The sequence below is a fragment of the Alteromonas sp. DY56-G5 genome, from assembly GCF_041414725.1.
GTDB classification, from domain to species: Bacteria; Pseudomonadota; Gammaproteobacteria; order Enterobacterales; family Alteromonadaceae; genus Alteromonas; species Alteromonas macleodii.
In genome coordinates this window covers 88952-108268 of the sequence record NZ_JANHZQ010000003.1, presented here as the reverse complement: position 1 = coordinate 108268, position 19317 = coordinate 88952, and the positions used below count along the sequence as shown (strand labels likewise).

17 protein-coding genes are annotated in these 19317 nt (G+C 46.0%); 4 read left to right on the top strand and 13 right to left on the bottom strand.

Features of this window, described 5'->3' with window-relative positions:
• Positions 1-89: 89 nt before the first annotated feature.
• The 6 genes from NO989_RS02335 to NO989_RS02310 all read right to left on the bottom strand — a co-directional run bounded on the left by NO989_RS02335 (position 90) and on the right by NO989_RS02310 (position 9881).
• Complete coding sequence (locus NO989_RS02335; RefSeq protein WP_061439517.1) at positions 90-1076, bottom strand: glycosyl transferase family protein; 987 nt, start codon at positions 1074-1076, stop codon at positions 90-92.
• Complete coding sequence (gene cobA / locus NO989_RS02330) at positions 1060-2043, bottom strand: uroporphyrinogen-III C-methyltransferase (RefSeq protein ID WP_061439515.1); 984 nt, start codon at positions 2041-2043, stop codon at positions 1060-1062. The genes NO989_RS02335 and cobA overlap by 17 nt, the downstream gene beginning before the upstream one ends.
• 12 nt (positions 2044-2055) lie before the next feature.
• Positions 2056-4959 carry a nitrate reductase gene (locus NO989_RS02325; RefSeq protein ID WP_061439513.1) on the bottom strand — a complete coding sequence of 968 codons (2904 nt, stop codon included), beginning with the start codon at positions 4957-4959 and terminating at the stop codon, positions 2056-2058.
• 87 nt (positions 4960-5046) lie between these two features.
• Complete coding sequence (gene nirD, locus NO989_RS02320; RefSeq protein WP_014975661.1) at positions 5047-5418, bottom strand: nitrite reductase small subunit NirD; 372 nt, start codon at positions 5416-5418, stop codon at positions 5047-5049.
• A gap of 36 nt (positions 5419-5454) precedes the next feature.
• On the bottom strand, positions 5455-8004 hold the full coding sequence (nirB, locus tag NO989_RS02315) for a nitrite reductase large subunit NirB (protein WP_061439511.1): 2550 nt from the start codon (positions 8002-8004) through the stop codon (positions 5455-5457).
• A 311-nt stretch (positions 8005-8315) separates the two neighbouring features.
• The gene (locus NO989_RS02310) at positions 8316-9881 is read right to left on the bottom strand and encodes a SulP family inorganic anion transporter (RefSeq protein ID WP_014978293.1); all 1566 of its coding nucleotides are present in this window, start codon (positions 9879-9881) and stop codon (positions 8316-8318) included.
• A gap of 434 nt (positions 9882-10315) precedes the next feature.
• On the opposite strand from NO989_RS02310, the gene NO989_RS02305 reads away from it, so the two are divergent.
• Together NO989_RS02305 and NO989_RS02300 are read left to right on the top strand one after the other, a co-directional pair.
• Positions 10316-10603, top strand: coding sequence for a hypothetical protein (locus NO989_RS02305; RefSeq protein ID WP_014948232.1), 288 nt, complete (start codon positions 10316-10318; stop codon positions 10601-10603).
• Between the two features lie 356 nt (positions 10604-10959).
• Entirely contained in the window at positions 10960-12300 is a 1341-nt protein-coding gene (locus tag NO989_RS02300) for a nitrate regulatory protein (RefSeq protein WP_061486924.1), read from the top strand.
• 48 nt (positions 12301-12348) lie between these two features.
• On the opposite strand, the gene NO989_RS02295 is transcribed toward NO989_RS02300, so the two are convergent.
• The 5 genes from NO989_RS02295 to NO989_RS02275 form a co-directional block, all read right to left on the bottom strand.
• On the bottom strand, positions 12349-12993 hold the full coding sequence (locus tag NO989_RS02295; RefSeq protein ID WP_156085931.1) for a nucleotidyltransferase family protein: 645 nt from the start codon (positions 12991-12993) through the stop codon (positions 12349-12351).
• Between the two features lie 2 nt (positions 12994-12995).
• Positions 12996-13688, bottom strand: a complete 693-nt coding sequence (locus NO989_RS02290) for a phosphatase PAP2 family protein (RefSeq protein WP_014948227.1) — start codon at positions 13686-13688, stop codon at positions 12996-12998.
• 31 nt (positions 13689-13719) lie between these two features.
• On the bottom strand, positions 13720-14040 hold the full coding sequence (locus NO989_RS02285) for a BolA family transcriptional regulator (RefSeq protein WP_061439501.1): 321 nt from the start codon (positions 14038-14040) through the stop codon (positions 13720-13722).
• 5 nt (positions 14041-14045) lie between these two features.
• Positions 14046-14687 (bottom strand): alpha-ketoglutarate-dependent dioxygenase AlkB, encoded by a 642-nt coding sequence (locus NO989_RS02280; RefSeq protein ID WP_039224473.1) that lies wholly within the window; start codon positions 14685-14687, stop codon positions 14046-14048.
• Positions 14688-14825: 138 nt separating this feature from the next.
• Positions 14826-15908, bottom strand: coding sequence for a hypothetical protein (locus NO989_RS02275; RefSeq protein WP_061439499.1), 1083 nt, complete (start codon positions 15906-15908; stop codon positions 14826-14828).
• Positions 15909-16144: 236 nt separating this feature from the next.
• Here NO989_RS02275 and NO989_RS02270 point away from each other — a divergent pair, with 236 nt between their 5' ends.
• The gene (locus tag NO989_RS02270; protein WP_061439498.1) at positions 16145-17377 is read left to right on the top strand and encodes a methyltransferase; all 1233 of its coding nucleotides are present in this window, start codon (positions 16145-16147) and stop codon (positions 17375-17377) included.
• 49 nt (positions 17378-17426) lie between these two features.
• Positions 17427-18035, top strand: coding sequence for a peptidylprolyl isomerase (locus tag NO989_RS02265; protein WP_080986480.1), 609 nt, complete (start codon positions 17427-17429; stop codon positions 18033-18035).
• A 37-nt stretch (positions 18036-18072) separates the two neighbouring features.
• On the opposite strand, the gene NO989_RS02260 is transcribed toward NO989_RS02265, so the two are convergent.
• Together NO989_RS02260 and NO989_RS02255 are read right to left on the bottom strand one after the other, a co-directional pair.
• On the bottom strand, positions 18073-18591 hold the full coding sequence (locus tag NO989_RS02260) for a GNAT family N-acetyltransferase (protein WP_061439496.1): 519 nt from the start codon (positions 18589-18591) through the stop codon (positions 18073-18075).
• Between the two features lie 99 nt (positions 18592-18690).
• On the bottom strand, positions 18691-19308 hold the full coding sequence (locus NO989_RS02255) for a hypothetical protein (protein ID WP_061439494.1): 618 nt from the start codon (positions 19306-19308) through the stop codon (positions 18691-18693).
• Between the last annotated feature and the right edge of the window lie 9 nt (positions 19309-19317).

The following is a 19317-nucleotide window of genomic DNA, read 5'->3' as shown; positions in this document are numbered from 1 at the left end:
CAATGCGACGATTGGCTATTTTTCCTTAAAAAGAAGGGCTTTATAACAAGCAATATAGATAATTGCCCGCTCAGAAAACGCAGGTGACCTTAAAATGGCGTTGCGCTTTTATCGCGCTGTGCCCAAAGCTGCCTTGCCTGGGACAGGGCATCTGCAACATCACACTTTTGTAGCAGTATCAAATAGCTGGCAAGTGTACTCAAAACGGCTTGTTCACCGTAAAGGCTATTCGCGTTACCCGCCCACACATCAAGCATGTCGTTAACGTTCATGTCTTTATCTTTAAGCGCCCATTTGTCAGCAACCACCGGCATTATTACTTCTTCGGTCTCACCATTTCGGGTAATAAATAGCTCAGTTTCCCGTTCACCATTAACTTCAGGATCTCCGCCATCACCACGAAAGCAAAGCGCATCTATAGATGGATAATTTTCATTAACGCGGCAGTGTTTGTGGTCAAGATGCATATGGTAAACGCCCTGTACGCAAAATTGTGCAGCGGTGGGATTCAACAACCTTGCGAGGGTGTTAGCGCATGAACGCAGGCCAAATACCTCACGAAGCTTAATAATTGTGTCGAGCGCAGGCAGCAAATAAGACAAATCAAGGTAAGTCACCCCTTTATCCGTTAACTGCTGTTTGGCATCTTCAATACTGCTAACTTCAGACAGGCCCAATTGGGGTAACGCTATACTTGCATAAAGGCGCCCTGAACCCGGCTCATGCGCACCGTGGAGCATAACCGAGTAACCATTGTTGGCTAGAACCGCTACGGCCAATAAGTACCATGGTAACTGGCGACGCTTTCCCGCGTAGCAGCCAATATCTAACGTGGGGGTGAGGGTTTTGACTTCTGGCTCTATTAGCTCTCTGCATGCATCGACAAAGCCAATAACTTCTTCTGGTGTTTCTTCACGCGTACGCAGCAACATAAGAAATGCGCCGCGTTGATCGCCTGTCACTTCATTGGCCAATACCATTTTCATGGCATGATAAGCCTCATCACGGGTAAGGCTACGCCCCCCTTTTTGACCTTTGCCAATAATTTTTATGTATTCACTAAATGGTTGCTGCATGCTTGGATGAATGTAATAGAAGAGTATTTACCTGTTGACGAGACTCTACCACCTTTCCAAATATAAGTAACGTAGGCCCCGTTAAATTTGCTGCTTCTACCTTGCTATGAATATCGGCAAGCACGCCAGTAATCATGCGCTGTTCAGGCGAAGTGGCATTTTCAATTACCGCTACTGGCCATGTCGTTGGCACGTTGTGATGAATCAAGCCTTTGCATAGACCTTCAAGCCGGCTTAGTCCCATATAAACCACCATGGTTTGGTTCAACACATTTTGCGCCAAAGGTGCCATCTCTGGCCATTGTTCCGCGTCTTTAAAATGTGCGGTCATAAAACTCACCGATTGAGCGCAGCGCCTGTCGGTTAAAGGGATACCCGTATAGGCTGACACACCCGATGCTGCCGTAATACCAGGAACAATAGCAAAAGGAATGTTGGCCTTTGTGAGTGCATCGGTTTCTTCGCAGGTTCTTGCAAATAGGGCTGGGTCACCGCCTTTTAACCGCACGACAGTGTGACCGTTGCATGCCAATTCAACCACTCGCTTGCATATAGCGTCTTGGGTAAAGCTATGCTTTTTGCAGCGCTTCCCTACATATTCTTTCACCACTTTAGAGGGAATTAGCGCGAGAATATCTTCGCTGACTAAGGCATCGAACAGCACGACATCGGCTTGTTGCAGAAGACGAAACGCTTTTAACGTAAGTAACTCGGCATCGCCGGGGCCAGCACCGACGATGAACACCTGCCCTTGTTTATGACCTTCAGTTTGCCTGTTTGCTAACTTCAACCACTTGCCAAAGTATGAATGCTTAGCTGGAGCTTTTGGATTATCGGAGCGCTGGCGCGTCGTCACGGTCGTGACCGTGGTAGAAATAGCATCGCGATAAAAGAGGTTTAACAAAGGTTTCTGCGGTTTAAATAAGGTGCGCAAAAACGGTAACGACCAACTAGATGCAATTGACATGATTTAACGCTCCTAAACAGATTGAATTTCAATGACTAAATGCTTGTCTATCAGCTGAGACAAGGCGGGCTTACACGAGCCACAATTCGTACCACACTTTAATGCTTCACCAAGCTCTGCCACCGAACTACAGCCTTCTTCGATGGCATGTGTAATGGTTTTTTCGCGCACTTCAAAGCAGCTACAAACTACATCACCATTTAAAAATGCGTCGTCTACTTGGCCACGTATTAAATTGCGCTGTATGTCTGTAGAAATAGATGTGTTGAGAAGACTGGCAAGCCATTCGTTAGGTACTGACCATGTGCTTTTTGAATGTGGCGCTGCCTGCGCTGTTGTATGTGCAGTTGCTGGTGCCCTTTCACCCTTTTCTGGCTCATCGCCCAAAAACGCCGCGAAACAAAGAGTATCATCGACAAGCGCAAGGCATACTGAGTATGTATGATGATGAAACTGCAATAGCACCGCGTTTTGCGGCAGCAGAGGTATCAACCCTTGGGTAAAATCCCGACGACCTTTGTTCGAAGCAACATTCAATACTGATAATGCTGCATCCGAGTTATTTAAAGGTGAAGACGCCTCTGTGCTTTCAAGCGGTGTCGTATTCCAGTAATCACACGCATGCTTTAGTGCGTCTTCACTAAACGGATTAAGTTTTGAATTATGTGCTGATTGGTTTACTGATGAAACAAAGAGCTTGCCGTAGGTAGCGAAATGAGCAGGCGCGATAGCTACCGCCGCGTGTTTTAACTCTGGCTGCCCTGAAATAGGGTCTACCGCGCTGGCGTAAAGTGCGCCTAGTTTACTGTGCGAACCCCATTGCGCCGACCAGTGAATAGGAATGAATACTTCCCCTTTGCGCATATCCGTATCCGCTTTAACCGGATAAATAACAGGGGCGTCTTTACACACTGCACTTGAAAGAGAAACGAGGCTTCCATCTTCAACGCCCAATTCAGCAGCGTCTTTAGGGTTGATATGCACGCAAGCACTTGGCATATGAGCCAGTAACTTTGCCGCTTTACCCGTGCGCGTCATGGTATGCCACTGATCTCGCGCTCGGCCGCTGTTCACAACAAAAGGATAAGCGTCTGATGTTACCTGCAGTGGCGCTCTGTAAGTTACGGGAATAAGTTTCGCTTTGCCACTAGGGGTTGAAAACCGTTTATCTTCAAAAGGACGTTTACTGGTAAGGCGAGGGTTAGGGTTAGATTTAGAATTAGAACTGGCCGTATTCTCAGCTTTTATAACTGTGTGAAAAGGCCACTGCAAAGGCGATAGCCCATTGTACTGAGCTTCACTTAACGCTTGTAAAGGTGACAGGTCTAATTGTCGCTTACCGTTATTTTGATAGCCGGTTAGCCCAGCGTATTCGCAGAATATTTGTGACGAATGGGTAAAATTAAATGCCTCGCCAAAGCCCATTTTACCCGCCACTTCGCATAGTATTTGCCAATCGTGTTTTGCACTACCTGGTGGGGGCAATATACCGCGCTGACGTGAAATACGGCGCTCTGAGTTTGTTACCGTGCCGTCTTTTTCCGACCACCCCGTGGCAGGAAGGGCAATGTGCGCGTAGTTAAGCGTATCGTTAGACTCAACAATATCAGACACCACCACCATGTCACACTTTGAAAGTGCGCGCTCAACTTGACCGCGATTTGGCATACTGACAACAGGGTTAGTCCCCATTATCCAAACGAACTTTACCTTTCCACTCTCAATTGCATTAAACAAATCAACTGCTTTAAGCCCCTGCCCTTTAGGCATGACGGGTGCATTCCAATAGGTTTTAACAGCGCTGATATGATCAGGGTTTTCAAGGTCCATATGAGCAGCTAGCATATTGGCTAACCCACCGACTTCACGCCCTCCCATGGCATTTGGCTGGCCAGTAATTGAAAACGGACCACAACCGTCTTTAGCAATTAAATCCATTGCTAAATGACAGTTGATAATGGCTTGGGCTTTATCCACACCAGCAGAAGACTGGTTCACGCCCATAGAATAAAAAGTAACTACGCTAGAGGCTTCACAAAAGGCATCAAAGAAGGCCTTAATGCTGTTAATGTCCAGGTCGCATACTTCAGCAACGTCATCTAACGTTAAGGCATTTGCACTTTTGAGCGTTTCTTCAAGTCCCTCGGCATAGGTCTCAACGGCGGATTTGTCTATTCGACCTTGTGCGTTTGCATAGCTGAGTAAACCGTTAAATAGCGCTACGTCGCTACCCGGCTTTATAGGAAGGTGTAAATCGGCAATGGTACAGGTTTCGGTTTTGCGTGGGTCAACAACAATGACCTTCATATTCGGATTTTTCAGCTTTGCTCGCTGAATGCGTTGAAAAAGCACTGGGTGCGCCCACGCCGCATTACTTCCGGTGATCACCAGTAAATCTGTACATTCCAAATCGGTGTAATCGCAAGGCACTACATCTTCACCGAAGGCTCGCTTGTACGCGGCAACGGCTGATGACATACATAGGCGTGAATTCGTATCGATATTGGCACTGCCGATGAAACCTTTCATAAGCTTATTGGCAATGTAATAGTCTTCGGTGAGAAGCTGACCTGATACATAAAAAGCAACGGCATCCGCGCCATACTGCGCAATGGTAGAGGTGATCTTATCCGCAATCACATCGGTGGCCGTGTCCCAATCCACCGATTGACCTGCCATGGTTGGGTGAAGCAAACGACCGTTTATGTCGTTTGTTTCAAGCAGGTTTGTTCCTTTGACACACAATCTTCCATAATTGGCGGGATGCTCTGGCGTGCCTTTAACAGTGTCCAGGGTTATGGCACGCGTGCTTACGTTGCAACTGATATCTACACCACACCCTACGCCGCAGTAAGGGCATGTTGTTTGTCTTAATTGTTCAGACATCATGTCGGGTTGTCGTGTAGGCATATTCATTTCATTACCTTTTTCGGTTTCACAGCTTTTGAATGCATTTTGCTAAAAGGCTTTTTTCATGTGGGCGTTCAAATAAAGGCAGTTTGCTTAAACACCGACAAAAACCTTTTCGCCCTCTACCTTCACAGCGTAAGCCGTGACGGAAACATCGTCGTGTTCTTTACACAGCCCGGTTTCTAAAAAGTAATGCTCTTTGTATAGAGGCGAAGCAACAACAGGCGCACCGCCTATCGACCCTAGAAGCCCGCGATAGAGTACGTTTGCTTTACCAATAGGGTCGTAGTTACTAATGGCGAAAACCTGGGTTTCGCCGTTTATCTTCAAACTGAAAATTGCCACTTGCTGTGAGTCGACAAGGGCGCAAACCCCACTGTTTGTCACTAAGTCGTTCGTCTCACAAACATAGTGCCATTGCACTTGCTGTGGTTCTGACGCCATTACATTTTGCGCTGCTGACATAATTTGATTCTCCTAACAGGGTTGATAAGCCAGTGGCTATACCATAGAGACAGGAATGAACTGATCTTTACCTGCTACTTTTTCAGCTTCAGTAGCTGGGCGAACCTGGCCTCGCTCTGAAACAAACTGAATATTGGTGTCGCTAGCATTGCTGTTTACGAATTGACGGAAACGCTTGCGCGACTCAGGGTTTTCAATGGTGGTTTTCCATTCGCACTGATAAGCATCAACCACAGCATCCATCTGTGCTTCAAGCTCACCATTAATGCCAAGAGCATCGTTTATCACAACGTCTTGCAAGTAAGCTAACCCACCTTCTAAGTTGTCCATCCACACCGATGTGCGCTGTAGGCGATCAGCCGTTTTCACATAAAACATCAGCACGCGGTCGATGTACTTTATAAGGGTTTCGGTATCTAGATCGGTGGCAAACAGGTCTGCATGTCGAGGCTTCATACCGCCATTTCCGCAAACATACAGGTTCCAGCCTTGCTCGGTAGCAATAACACCAATGTCTTTGCTTTGGGCTTCTGCGCACTCACGGGTACACCCCGAAACGGCAAATTTAATTTTGTGCGGTGCACGTAAGCCTTTGTAACGATTCTCTAAGTCAATGGCAGTGCCAACAGAATCCTGTACACCGTAGCGGCACCATGTGCTGCCCACACACGATTTCACGGTACGCAGTGCCTTCGCGTAAGCATGGCCGGTTTCAAAACCACCAGCGACCAGTTTTTCCCAGATATCCGGTAAGTGCTCTACGCGCGCTCCAAATAAATCAATGCGCTGACCACCCGTGATCTTGGTGTACAGGTTGTATTCTTTTGCCACTTCGCCGAGCAGAATCAACTTCTCAGGCGTTATTTCGCCACCAGGTACACGCGGTACAACCGAGTACGTGCCATCTTTTTGCATGTTGCCAAGGTAGATATCGTTGGTGTCTTGCAGAGGAAGATGTGAAGCCTTAAGAATGTAGTCGTTATACACCGAAGCTAAAATTGAGCCGACAGCGGGCTTACAAATTTCACACCCTAGACCTTCACCATGCTGCTCTAGTAGCTCGTCAAAGGTGCGAATGCCGTTTACCTTAACAATGTGAAATAGCTCTTGTCGGGTATGGTTGAAGTGCTCACAAATGGCTTTTGATACTTCCACACCGCGCTTTTCAAGTTCGCTATCCACAACATTTTTAAGTAAGGCAGCACAGCCTCCACAACCTGTACTGGCCTTAGTTTCACCTTTTACATCACCAACGCTACAACAGCCGCCTTCAATGGCTGAAACTATGTCGCCCTTAGTCACATTTAAGCATGAACAAATAGACGCGGTGTCTGGTAGTGCATCGGCACCTAACGCCGGTGCGGCATCGGATGAGGGCAGAATTAGGCTTTCTGGGTGTTCAGGTAATTCAATATTATTAAGTGCATACTGTAAGAGCGTGTCGTAGTCGCTGGTATCGCCAACGAGCACAGCACCAAGCACGTACTTTTGCTCGCTATCTACCACCAGCTTTTTATACACGCCCTCGGGCTGATTTAAGTACGTGTAGCTAAGCGCTCCGTCTGTGCGTTCATGGGCATCGCCAATTGAGCCCACTTCTACGCCCATTAGCTTGAGTTTAGTGCTCATATCTGCGCCAGCGAACTCGGCATCGCCACCTGTAATATGACTTACGGCCGTGCGTGCCATGGTGTAGCCAGGTGCAACAAGACCAAAGATTTTGTTATCCCACAGCGCACATTCACCCACAGCGTAAATGTTTGGGTCAGACGTCACGCAATGGTTATCAATGACAATACCGCCGCGCTCACCCAGTGTTAGCGCTGACTTTCTGCCAAGCTGATCGGAAGGTCGAATACCGGCAGAGAATAAAATCATGTCAGTTTCTAGTGCAGTGCCGTCAGCAAACACCATTTTATAGCGGCAGGTATCACCAGCCTCGATAGTTTGGGTGGCCTTTTGGGTGTGAACCATTACGCCCAATGCTTCGATTTTATCTTTAAGCACGTTACCACCAGCTTGGTCTAGCTGTACCGCCATAAGCTGCGGGGCAAACTCTACCACGTGGGTGTCTAGACCGGCTTGTTTTAGTGCGTTAGCGGCTTCTAAACCTAGAAGACCGCCGCCAACGACAACCCCTACTTTGCTCACCGCTGCTGACGCTTCAATAGCAAGTAGATCGTCTATAGTACGGTACACCAAGCAATGCTCTTGATCGTTGCCAGGAATGGGTGGCACAAATGGGTAAGAGCCCGTAGCTAACACAAGCTTATCGTAGCTAAACACCTGCCCTTCCGACGTCGTCACTTTATTATTGTCACGGTCTATATCGGTAACCAAGGCATTGGTAACTACGTTTACGCCCCACTCGGCGTACTGAGCGGGAGTAGTAAGCGCTAAGTCATCAGCACTCGCGCCGCTAAAAAAAGACGACAGATAAACGCGGTCGTACGCAAGGCGTGACTCGCCGCATAAAACGGTTATTTCTACATTGGCATCGCTTTGGTGAAGCTGCTCAACAAAATGATGCCCCACCATGCCGTTGCCTACGACGACAATTTGCGGTTTTGAGTCCAATGAAGTCATGGTATTCCCCTTTTTTCGGGACAAAAAAAAGCCCGCTTCAACTTTCGTTGATGCGGGCTTCGTTGCCTATTTTGCCAACGGTTTAGGTCGGCTAACACATTTTACGGAGTGTTATAAATCACACAATTTTCAGCGATTGACACAAATCACCAAAACACACTTTACGTTTATAGCTATCCAAGTTCAGTGCCAAAACCGTAAATAATTGTTTTTATTTGATTTACTACAAAATAAGCATTATTCAGACTTCACAACTGCACCAAACAAGCGCAAAACTGTGTTTACTTGGTGCATTAAGGCTATCAAATAACTTAGGCCAGCTTATCCGTCGCTACGCGGTAGCGAGGGTCTTCAACCACGTTAATTTCAACAAACTTATCGGCCTTGCGAAGCAGTGAGCGACATTCATCACTGATATGGCGAATGTGTAGCTTTTTACCCTGCTCTTCGTATTTGTCAGCAAGGGTATCTAGCGCATCGATACCTGATGAATCCCAAATGCGAGAGTCTTTAAAGTCAATAACTACATCATTAGGGTCGTTGGCGATATCAAACAGGTCTTTGAAATGCGATACCGAGCCAAAGAACAGCGGGCCGTCTAGCTCATAGACTTTCCAACCGTCGTTATCGATATGGGATCTCGCTTCAATATGACGAGCGTGTTTCCATGCAAACACCAGTGCTGAAACGATAACACCCACCACAACCGCAATAGCCAGATCAGCGATAACGGTAACGCCTGTTACTAGGAAAAGTACGAACGCATCTTCTTTGTTTACGCCGCGAATAATTCTGAATGACGCCCACTCAAATGTAGCGATAACCACCACGAACATAACGCCAACAAGGGCAGCGAGAGGAATCATTTCAATTAGCGGAGCAGCAAATAGAATAAAGCCTAATAATACAACCGCCGCGGTGATACCAGACAAGCGGCCACGGCCACCAGAGTTAATATTAATCATACTTTGACCAATCATGGCGCAACCGCCCATACCGCCAAAGAAACCGTTTACGGTATTTGCAACGCCTTGGCCAACGCACTCTTTGTTGCCGCGCCCGCGGGTATCTGTCATTTCGTCAATTAATGAAAGAGTAAGAAGCGACTCAATTAGACCAACCAAGCAAAGAATGACTGAGGTAGGCAAAATGATCATGAAGGTTTCCCAGGTGAACGGCACCATAGGAATAGCAAAGCTAGGAAGTTCACCCGCTAGCGTCGCGGTGTCGCGCTGGTCAGCTGGTAGCAAATCGCGAACAAAGTCGATTACAGTGCGCGCTTCAAGGTCAAGACCGTGTACTAACAAGGTTACCGTAACAATCGCTACAAGCGACGCCGGTACAGCTTTGGTTAGCTTTGGTAGTAAATAGATAATAGCCATAGTTAGCGCCACAAGCCCTAACATCCAATATAACAGCGTACCTTCCATCCACTGTAATTCACCGGCTGCGTTGGTCACTTTGAACTGGCCTAATTGCGCCAAGAAAATAACAATTGCCAAACCATTTACGAAGCCTAGCATTACCGGATATGGGACCAGACGTATAAACTTTCCGAGCTTGAAAATACCACACATTATTTGCAGTAAACCAGCCAAAATAACCGCGGCAAATAAATACTGCACGCCGTGTTGGGCAACCAGTGCCACCATTACAACGGCCATGGCGCCGGTAGCACCAGAAATCATTCCTGGTCGGCCACCAATAGCGGAAGTGATTAAGCCCATCATGAAAGCCGCATAAAGACCAATCATTGGTTCTACGCCGGCCACAAATGCGAATGCAACGGCTTCAGGGACCAAGGCAAGCGCCACGGTAATACCTGATAGCACGTCGTTTTTAACGTTGCTGTCTTTACTGGTAATTAAATCGAACATGTTCTCTCAGAAGCTAAGATGTTAAACACAACAACCCACCATGGCGTACACCGCGTTAAAGCAGAACACCAAGTAGGTAGGAGATTTTTTCGGCGATTCTATCACCATTGTAGCGCAAAATCTTTTAATAGATTGTTACTAGGACCTGTTGAACGTTGATGTGCAGCAAAGATCAACAGGCCCCAGTCCGAACTACTTGGCGCTTACGTGATAAGCGCAGGGCTCTTTGCCCCTTTCCTAATGCTGTGAGCTTGTCAATTTTTCATGTTCGGTCTCAGGGCTTAATTTAATAGCGAATGCTGACAAATTGCATCGTACATGGCATCGTATAATGGTTTTTATTAACCGCGTCGTTCAATGCGCTTCGATTTCTAATACGGGGCTACGGTAAGACGTCGCAATAAGGCACAAGTCTTATTCAACGAGGAGTTAAAGTGGTACCTTATATTCTGACTATTTTGTGCGTGCTAGTGGCAGGCGCTATTCATTGGATGTCGCCGAAGGCTTATTGGAAAGCCACTATCATGTCGACCGCCGTTATTTTACTATTTTCTGTAGCAGCATTGTTCATCTTTAAAGCATCAGGAATGCTGGTTAGCGAGCACACTGGCGAGAATGCTGACTTTTCTGGGCAAATGTTAACTATCACCACAATGATTGCCTTCTTCGGTTTCTTAATTTCACTGTTTGTAGGTTGGTTTCTTCGCGTAGTCAGAAACTAATCCGGAAAGCAAAACCACATAGTTTGCGAGGCTGCACCATTTTGGCGCAGCTTCTTCTCTCTCAACTTCCCTCTTAACGCCGCTAACCTTCCCGTCCCCCCTTATAAAGTCACCTTAAGTTAAAATTCCAGCCGAACCACATGCCGCTAAATGTCAGCACTCCGGGCGTTTTTGTTCACTCTAACGCTTATCTTCATTAATTCTAATAAACAGGGCATAAGTGTTGCTTGGTACACGTATTGCTCTGCTGAGTGCAGGGGGCTAAGAGCAAAGAGTTTCAAAAAACGTTTCGCCAATAGATGCACTCATCAATAGAAAATTCGAAACGTGTGTACCGAAGATTAGCAGGCCTTAACATGCTTCATGAACCAGAACAGACCATTGCGCTTTGTAGCGACGCCACTAAGCGCTTTTTGCTAGCGGCCAAGCACGCCGAAATAACCGTGCTTGAGCAACTATCTAGTAATTGTCGAATTGTAATTGCCGTTCGAGAACTTATTCATGAACTGCAAAAAGAGCGTGGGGCCAGCAATATCTTTCTTGCTTCAAAAGGCGAGCGTTATGCCGCTGAGCGAATGCAGTACGTCAGTGCTAGCGAGCAAGCGGAGTCAATGTTGAAAAGCCACTTGAAATCGCTCTACCTGACAGATGAGATCACAACGGGTAACCCGCGGTTGTTGAGCAGCATTACACTTGCTATGCAGGCGACGGACTACCTGCCCAGACTGAGAGAACAAGTAAGCAAGCAGCTGCTGACACCACTGGAATCTACACGAGCATATAGTCGTCTAGTTGCCAGTTTGCTTACGGTTATTTTTGAAGCGGCAGATATTGCAAGCGACCCAACAATCACTCGCTTATTGGTTGCACTGTTCAATTTTATGCAGGCAAAAGAATACGCTGGGCAGGAGCGGGCGTGGGGCGCTATTGGTTTCGCAGAAACTCATTTCGATGTTCGCCTTTGTGAAAAGCTGGCCGCGCTTCAGCATGCCCAAGAACATCACTTCAGTATATTCTGTGAGTTTAGCTGTAAGCCGCATAAAGATGCATTAGACGCGTTGAACAAAAGCCCTGCTGCAATCGATATTACACAGCTTAGAAATATGATTGCACAGCTTGGTGACGGCAGTCCGATTGCCGGAGAAATATCGGAAGTTTGGTTTGATGTAGCAACACGTCGAATGGATGCAATGCAGACTATCGAAGTGGCGCTCACTGAGGCCCTTACTCAGCAAGCTAACAGTAAAGTCGCCAATGCAAAAAATGAGATGGCCAATCATCAGCAGTTGCTTACGCGCTTCAATGATGAACACGCTACTGATGGCTCACCGCTCACCTTATTGTTCGATCCAAGTATGCCTGGACTCGCGGAAGACACCAAAGAAGACGAAATCAAAACGCTATCACTTAACGAGCAAACGAAGACTTTATCTGCTCACCGCTCTTTTTATGATTTACTGCGTTCACAGGCCCAACACATAGAAGATATGGGTCGGGAGCTCGAAGAGGCCAAGCGTGCAATACAGGAACAAAAACTGATTGGGCGAGCAAAACTGGTAGTAATGGAGCAATTCGGATTAAGCGAAAATAACGCGTATCGTCGACTGCAAAAACAAGCTATGAGCGAAAATACGACCATAGCGGCTATTGCCGCTAAGATAGTAAATATTACAACAAAGACTACTGCTCAAAGGTAGCTACGCTCAATTGAGTCACTTCTAGTTTAATTAAGCGCGTTCTAGCTCTTAAGGAGAAATTAAAGTCAACAAAGGCCAAACAGTAAGCCAATTCTTAGAAGCTAGTCGCTGTTTAAAAACTTCGGGCCTTGGATATTTTGGGTTAATACTTATGGTGCCGGCGAAGTTTGCTTCCAAGCCAAATGGCGCGAGTATGTCTAAATCATCATTGGCTAAAAGACGAACCGCAACACAGGTTTCTCGTTCTATCCAATAAGAAATAGCGTCGTGGCAATTTTGATAGGGAGCGTGCTCGTGAGCTACGTGCATACGCGCTTGGTTTTTAACTTGCCAATTAGCTTGAGGAACCATACGCGCTAGCTCGCGTTCTATGGCTTGTTCTTGTGCTTTCAGCCCTGGTTTAGCAGCTGCAGAATTTGATGAGTAAGCTTGCGGTTGAGGTACTGATTCCAATGTATTATCGGCACTCGCAACACTTTGCGGCGGATTAATTTCACCACTAAAGTAAATCACATCAATATCGTTAAGCGGAGTTGGTGTCGCTCTTGCGTGTAACTCATCCCAAATGGCATTTCGAACAAATCCAGCACCAATGTACCCTTGCGGTAAATCGAGCGCTCTCAAAGCGCGAAGGCAACGCATGCGAAAAGGATCCCGCTTAATAATGTCGCCTAGCCGTTTGAGATCTTGCACGTTTAACCTTCGCCTTTTATACGCAGTTTGCGTTTCCACTTGATGATATAAAAGCAAAAGGCAGCCATACTGCCACCAGCAAACCACCCTGCAATAATGTCGCTAGGCCAATGCACGCCCAATAAAATGCGGCTTAAGCCAATACAAAATACAAGAAAGGTGGCTGCCATGTAGATCCACACTTTTACTGAAGCGTTTTGCGTGAAGTACGTTAACAAATAGGCGATATAGAAATAAACAAGCGTAGATAAGGTAGCATGTGCAGAGGGGAAGCTTTGTGTATACACACTTACATCCTGCATGGGCAGCGGAGGACGAGGCCTGTCGATGCCAGCTTTGAGTAAGAAAGTCGTTGCGATCCCCACGGCAACAGCAATCAAAAAAGTCAGTGCCTTTTTCTTTTCACCGGCCATCGCCAAGGCTCCGGCAACTGAAATCGTGACAAAGATAAGTGCCGTATTACTGCCTAACGCGGTGATATCGCGAAGCGCGTCTTCTTTCCAACCCGATACATTGCCTGCTTCACTAATTACATTGAATAACGCATCGTCAAACGTAGTCAGCACGCCCATGTAGACAAACAACATCATAAGCAAAAAACCGGTGCCAAGTAGTAACACCTGAATAGAGGGTGTTTTAATGATGTCTAAGTAAGAGGCTAGCGCGCCGCTGTTTTTCGTTTCACTGCTTGTCATAAATCTACTTCCATTTAGTACAAAAAGAGCGTTATTGGTCGTGCTTGCTACCACCTAGGCAGTTTGGCGATACCATAGATTGCCCACCTCGAGCTTCCCACTCTGTCGGCGTATACGTGTGAAGTGCCAACGCATGAACAGGCCCCTGCAGCGCTTCAGCCGCAAGACCGTTAATTTCTCTGTGTCTCGCTATTAAGCGCTTACCCTCAAAAGCATTACTCACTACCGTTACTTTGAAATGACTCTGAGCCCCTTCTGGAACATTGTGCATAAAACTCTCATCTACAACCTCGAGAAAACTCGGGTTAAGTGCAGCTTCAATCGTAGTTTCCAGAAACGCTTTTACTTGCATTTGGCTTACCTTGTTCTGTGAATAAGATGTCGGAATGTAAGATTAATTCTACCACCGATAGGCTTAGCCGTCTTCGCAATACCGTGCACATAATGACTTTGTGTTGTTCCTGCCATAATTAATACACTGCCGTGCTCAAGCACCTGTGTATACTTTTCCTTTGTTTCTTTGTGCTTAAAAACAAAGGGCCTTGCTTCACCTAAGGTGACGGATGCAATAACCGGGTTTATACCCAACTCAGGCTCATCATCTGAATGAAAGCTCATGCTATCTTGTCCGTCACGATACCAATTCGCTAACACACTGTTGAACTTTGTATTTTGGGTTGCAGCACATAACGCTTCACAACAATCCTTAATGCTTAAAAGGCTGTTCGTCCACGGATTTGGCGACATGGTTAAATTCGAATAGGTATAGGTGCAATCGTCATCGCCGTGCCAGCTCTGAAGGCGGGGAATTTTTACCGGCTTGCCAAACAATCTGATCGAGTCCTGACGCCAGGGTAACTCGGCCTTCAGTAACTCAAAAAAAGTATCTGCATCATTTTTTGATAGCGCGTGAGGAAAATAAGTGACATCGCCCTCTGACAGCGGGAGCTTATGAGATGAGCTATTGTTTTCTGGGGTCTCGAAAAGAGAAAACTGCATGCGTAACTATGATATTTCCGGTGATTTTTAATTTTGGCTATGGGCACTTGATCTCAAAAGTGCTTAAACACACCTTTGAAGTTCCCCTAATTACACCTTAATTACGCATGCATTGCTAATGTGGATTGATGTTAACTTCTATAAGCGTGATTTTTCTTTGAAGTCGTCATCTGCAGGTGTGGCACTGTATGCACCGCTGTCTTGAATAACGCCTTTATTCTTGTTCATCCACGTTTTGATTACGGTACTGCTCGCCGATGCGCTCGGTACTTGGGTATTGCTTCCGTCAAGTGTCAACGGGCTGAAAGCTCGTGACCAAAAATAGTGAGTCACTGCAGCACCGTGCTTCTCAGCCACTTGCCACCAAGAAAAATTCCATGGTTTTAGCTCTGAAAATGCAATGCTATTCATTAGGCTAGCGTTATTGTCACCAGCAAGAAATGTGCTGGTAACCGGCAAGCTACGATACGCTTCAATGGCAATTCCCTTAGCTTTTAGTGCATCAACAATGCTTTTACTTCTCTCACCAGTCCAATCGTTATTCAGATAAGATTTTTCGCCTATGGAATAGAAAGGGTCGAGCAATGCGATACGATTTGGCCGATATGATGATGTCAGAACACCTCTATTTACCGCATCGTCTAATTTCTCTGAAATAGTAAGCGCGAGCTGATTCCCCAAAGAGTGACCCGCTATGCGGAGCTCGCTACCATTAAAGTTAGGCATTCCATTCGTGAGTGAGTTGTAAAGTAACTGTGTTACCGAAGAGCTTGGTCCCGAGCTGTAGCTGCCATTTGACGACTTCCAGCGCATATTTCGAGGACCAGAAGCCGAATGAATCTTGGCTTCAGCATCTTTAACTTCAGACTCATCTGCAAACTGGTTCCAATACAGAATCCCTACATTATACCCTCTATCTAACCAATACCATGCGAGGTCTTCGTTAGGTCCTCCCGAGTTTGAACGATTCAACGTCTCGCGACGACGCTCCGTTACCGAGCCGTTTTGCCATCCGTGAATGTAGATGACCGTTTTATTATTGGCGTTGTAGTATGGATTAGGTTCATTAACATTCGCTTTTTTTGCGTCGTTGTAGTCAAACCAATACAAACCGTAATCTAAATTACTAAAGGCGGCATCAGGGAAAGTTACTTCAGCTTTAACATTTAGAGAGAGCGTTGAAAAGGCAATGGACAGTAGAATTATCAGTCGTGTTTTCATAGTTTTCTCAGTTAATTATCAAGTGGTCAGATGAGATTTCATTAACAATATTTTCACATAAATAAAACAAAGTAAACGTTTTACCTTTTATTATCATCGAAACATTCGCGTTTTGAGTCTTCTTGGCTGTTAGAGCCGCGTAGCTGATATGATAAGATAGGCAACGCGTACATAAACCAAATAGGCATTCCCAAAAGTATGTGAGTGCTTTGAGCCTTCTCTGAAAACAGACTCCAATGAATACAGAATTTATTTTTGCCGACCGACAATTCTCGCTTATTCGCTACCCTGAAAAGCACCAGCACATAAGCCTTCAAGCATGGGATAGCGCTGATGAACTCGTTATTGAGCACATTGAGAGCTTATTAAGTGAAGCGTCGCTTTCAATTGGCAGTGGCGACAATGATGGCTCAATGATGATTTTTAATGACGATTTCGGCGCGTTGGGTTGTTGGTTTTCGCACTTAGCACCTTACTGGGTATCTGACTCCTACATATCTTTGCGATCACTCTCTGAGAATTTAAAAGCCAATCATTTACTGAGTAATGCAGAAACGGGTAATAAAAACGGCCTGCTAACCGCGCCGCTGAAAACCTTGACTAGCGTGCAAAGCTTAACGTTTAAGCCAGAAAAGGCGCCGAGTCTTGTTGTGCTGAAGGTCCCCCGCGCCCTTGCACTTCTTGAACAACAGCTTATTGATTTACAAAAATATATAACACCTGACACGCGTGTTATCGCAACCGGTAAAGTGAAGACCATCACAAAATCCGTACTCAACCTATTTGAACGATATATTGGCCCCACCACCACGTCCCTTGCCAAGAAGAAATCGCGGCTTGTGTTCGCTTCGCCTCGTGAGTCAATAAAACTATCTGACTCGCCCTATCCGACGCGCTGGCAGTGTAAAAGTACGATGGGAACGGCGTTAACTATAGACAATCTGGCGAATACGTTTTCCCGACAGTCATTAGATATAGGGGCTCGCATTATGCTTGAACATATGACGGTGAGCGCTAATGATGTGTTGGTAGATTTAGGCTGCGGCAACGGAGTACTGGGGGTTAATGCCCTTTCTCTTGCCCCTGATGCCAAAGTAATATTTGTGGATGAGTCGTATATGGCATTAGAAAGTGCCAGACTCAATGTGCTCAACAACTTCCCGGATAAAATTGATCAATGTGAGTTTGTTGCAAGTAATTGCCTTGAAACATTAATCAATAGAGAGAATAAACCCGCTGTTACCAAAATTCTGTGTAACCCACCGTTTCATCAACAAAACGCAATCACTGACCATATTGCATGGCAAATGTTCACTGATTCCCGGGACGTACTTATTAAAAGCGGTCACTTAGTTGTGGTTGGTAACCGACACCTCGACTATCACATTAAACTTAAAAAGTTGTTTGGTGGCGCTAAGGTACTTGCGAGTGACAAAAAGTTCGTTATCTTAGGCACTTCAAAACGCTAAGCGATTAAAAAACGTGCGCGAATTAAGGAAAACATTTAAAGGCGTTTTTATGAAGAAAATACTTTTATCACTGCTGACCGCCATCATGTTAATAGGCAGCATTTCACCCGTTATGGCCAAAAAAGACGATGGGTCTCAGGTTCAGCCAGATAACTATTACCCTCGGGTGAAAATAGAAACCACCATGGGCGATATTGTGGTTGAACTGGACAGAAGACGTGCGCCAATTACCGTAAATAACTTTCTTCGTTATGTGGATAAGCGCGCCTACGAAGACACCATTTTTCACCGCATCGTGCCTGGTTTTGTTGTGCAAGGTGGTGGTTATACGGCAGACTTCAACGGCAAGTCGAACTTTCCAGATATCTTCAATGAGTCTGGTAACGGTTTGACTAACGACCTGCACACCATTGCAATGGCAAGACAAGGTGACCCGCATACCGCAAACCGACAATTTTTCTTCAACGTGAATGACAACAGCAGCTTAAACCCCGGAAGAGACTGGGGCTACGCGGTTTTTGGCGTAATTGTTGAAGGCGAAGATATTGTTGATGCCATGTCGGAAGTAGAAACTGAATATTCGATTCGCCTTAACGCGAATAACGTACCCATTGAGCCGATCATTATTAAAAAGATGACCGTGTTACCGCCCTTATAGCGATTAACAGATACTAACAGCCATAAAGAGCAATGCTTTATGGCTGTAATTCCAACCTGAACAAATGCTGTTTTGGGAACGTTTTGTCGAAGTAAAAGCCCTGCTTGTTAAATCCTAAGCGCTGTAAAAGCTTCTGCGACGCCATATTTTCTGGGTGCGTCATGGCTGTTAAAAAACGATAGCCCTCAGAGGCAGACCACGCTATAACACACTGACATGCCTCATAACATATACCCTTGCCTCTTGCTTCAGGCAGCATGGCAAAGCCTAAATCTGGACATTCAAATGCAAAGCGATTGAAGAGACCACAAACCCCTAACGGTTGTTTGGTTTCGGTTAATTCGACAGCCAGCAGGCCATATCCCCACTCTTCGCGCTGCGCATTTGTTTTGCCAATGTAGTCACACGCATCGTCTACTGTATGGACATTTTTACTTCCAATGTATCTAAGCCATAGCGGGTCCTGCTGCAGCGCAAGTACCCAGTGTTTATCATCAAAAGTAAGCGGCCGTAGCGTTATTTTATCGTTTGTAAAAATAGCGGTGTTTGTGTTCACACTAATCCTTTTAGCAAAGTTTTTATGACGCGCATGTAGTACTCGCTTTTGTACCTCTACATTTGAACGTATAACTAGAAGTAAGACCTAAGGCAAACACTATCTCTTTGATAGAAGCCTGTCTATGTGCTCAAAGTGGTCTGGGTTGACCACTGCCGCGCGGGGGTACTTTGGGTTCGCTCTGTCGTTTACTCTTGGGTGCTCCCACAACGATGTATGGACGATAAATCGCTCGGCTTCCTCTATACCACCGTGCTCTAAGCATCCACTCAAGCATGTATCTACGTACGTTTGATGTACGGGATAGGCGTCATTTGCCTGTGTACAGTCGAGTGTTTCGCAAATCCAAAAGGTAAATTGTGCAAGCACATCGTCTAGAGACGCAGAACCCTTGTGTTGATGAAAGTTGAGTGCTTTAGCGCTTACTTCGACAAACCGATAGTCTTTTTCTCTCTCCTGTAAGGCAGGGTTAATTTGTGTTGGGATAAGCTGGGCGTTTAATTTGCAATGCGCATTGGCCACGGCGCCAACGTAAGTCTGTTTTTCATGAAGACTACGCGTCACCCATGCCCTTTCGAAGCCTGAAACCGTCACAGAGATCCCTGGTGTAAAAATGTTGGAGTAGCGCTCTCGGCTGTCTTTGCTAAGTAAGCTTCCATAACCTAACACCATGTGTTTTTCGGTTTGCGTACTTAACCAATTCGCTATGTCATTCATTTTCACCTC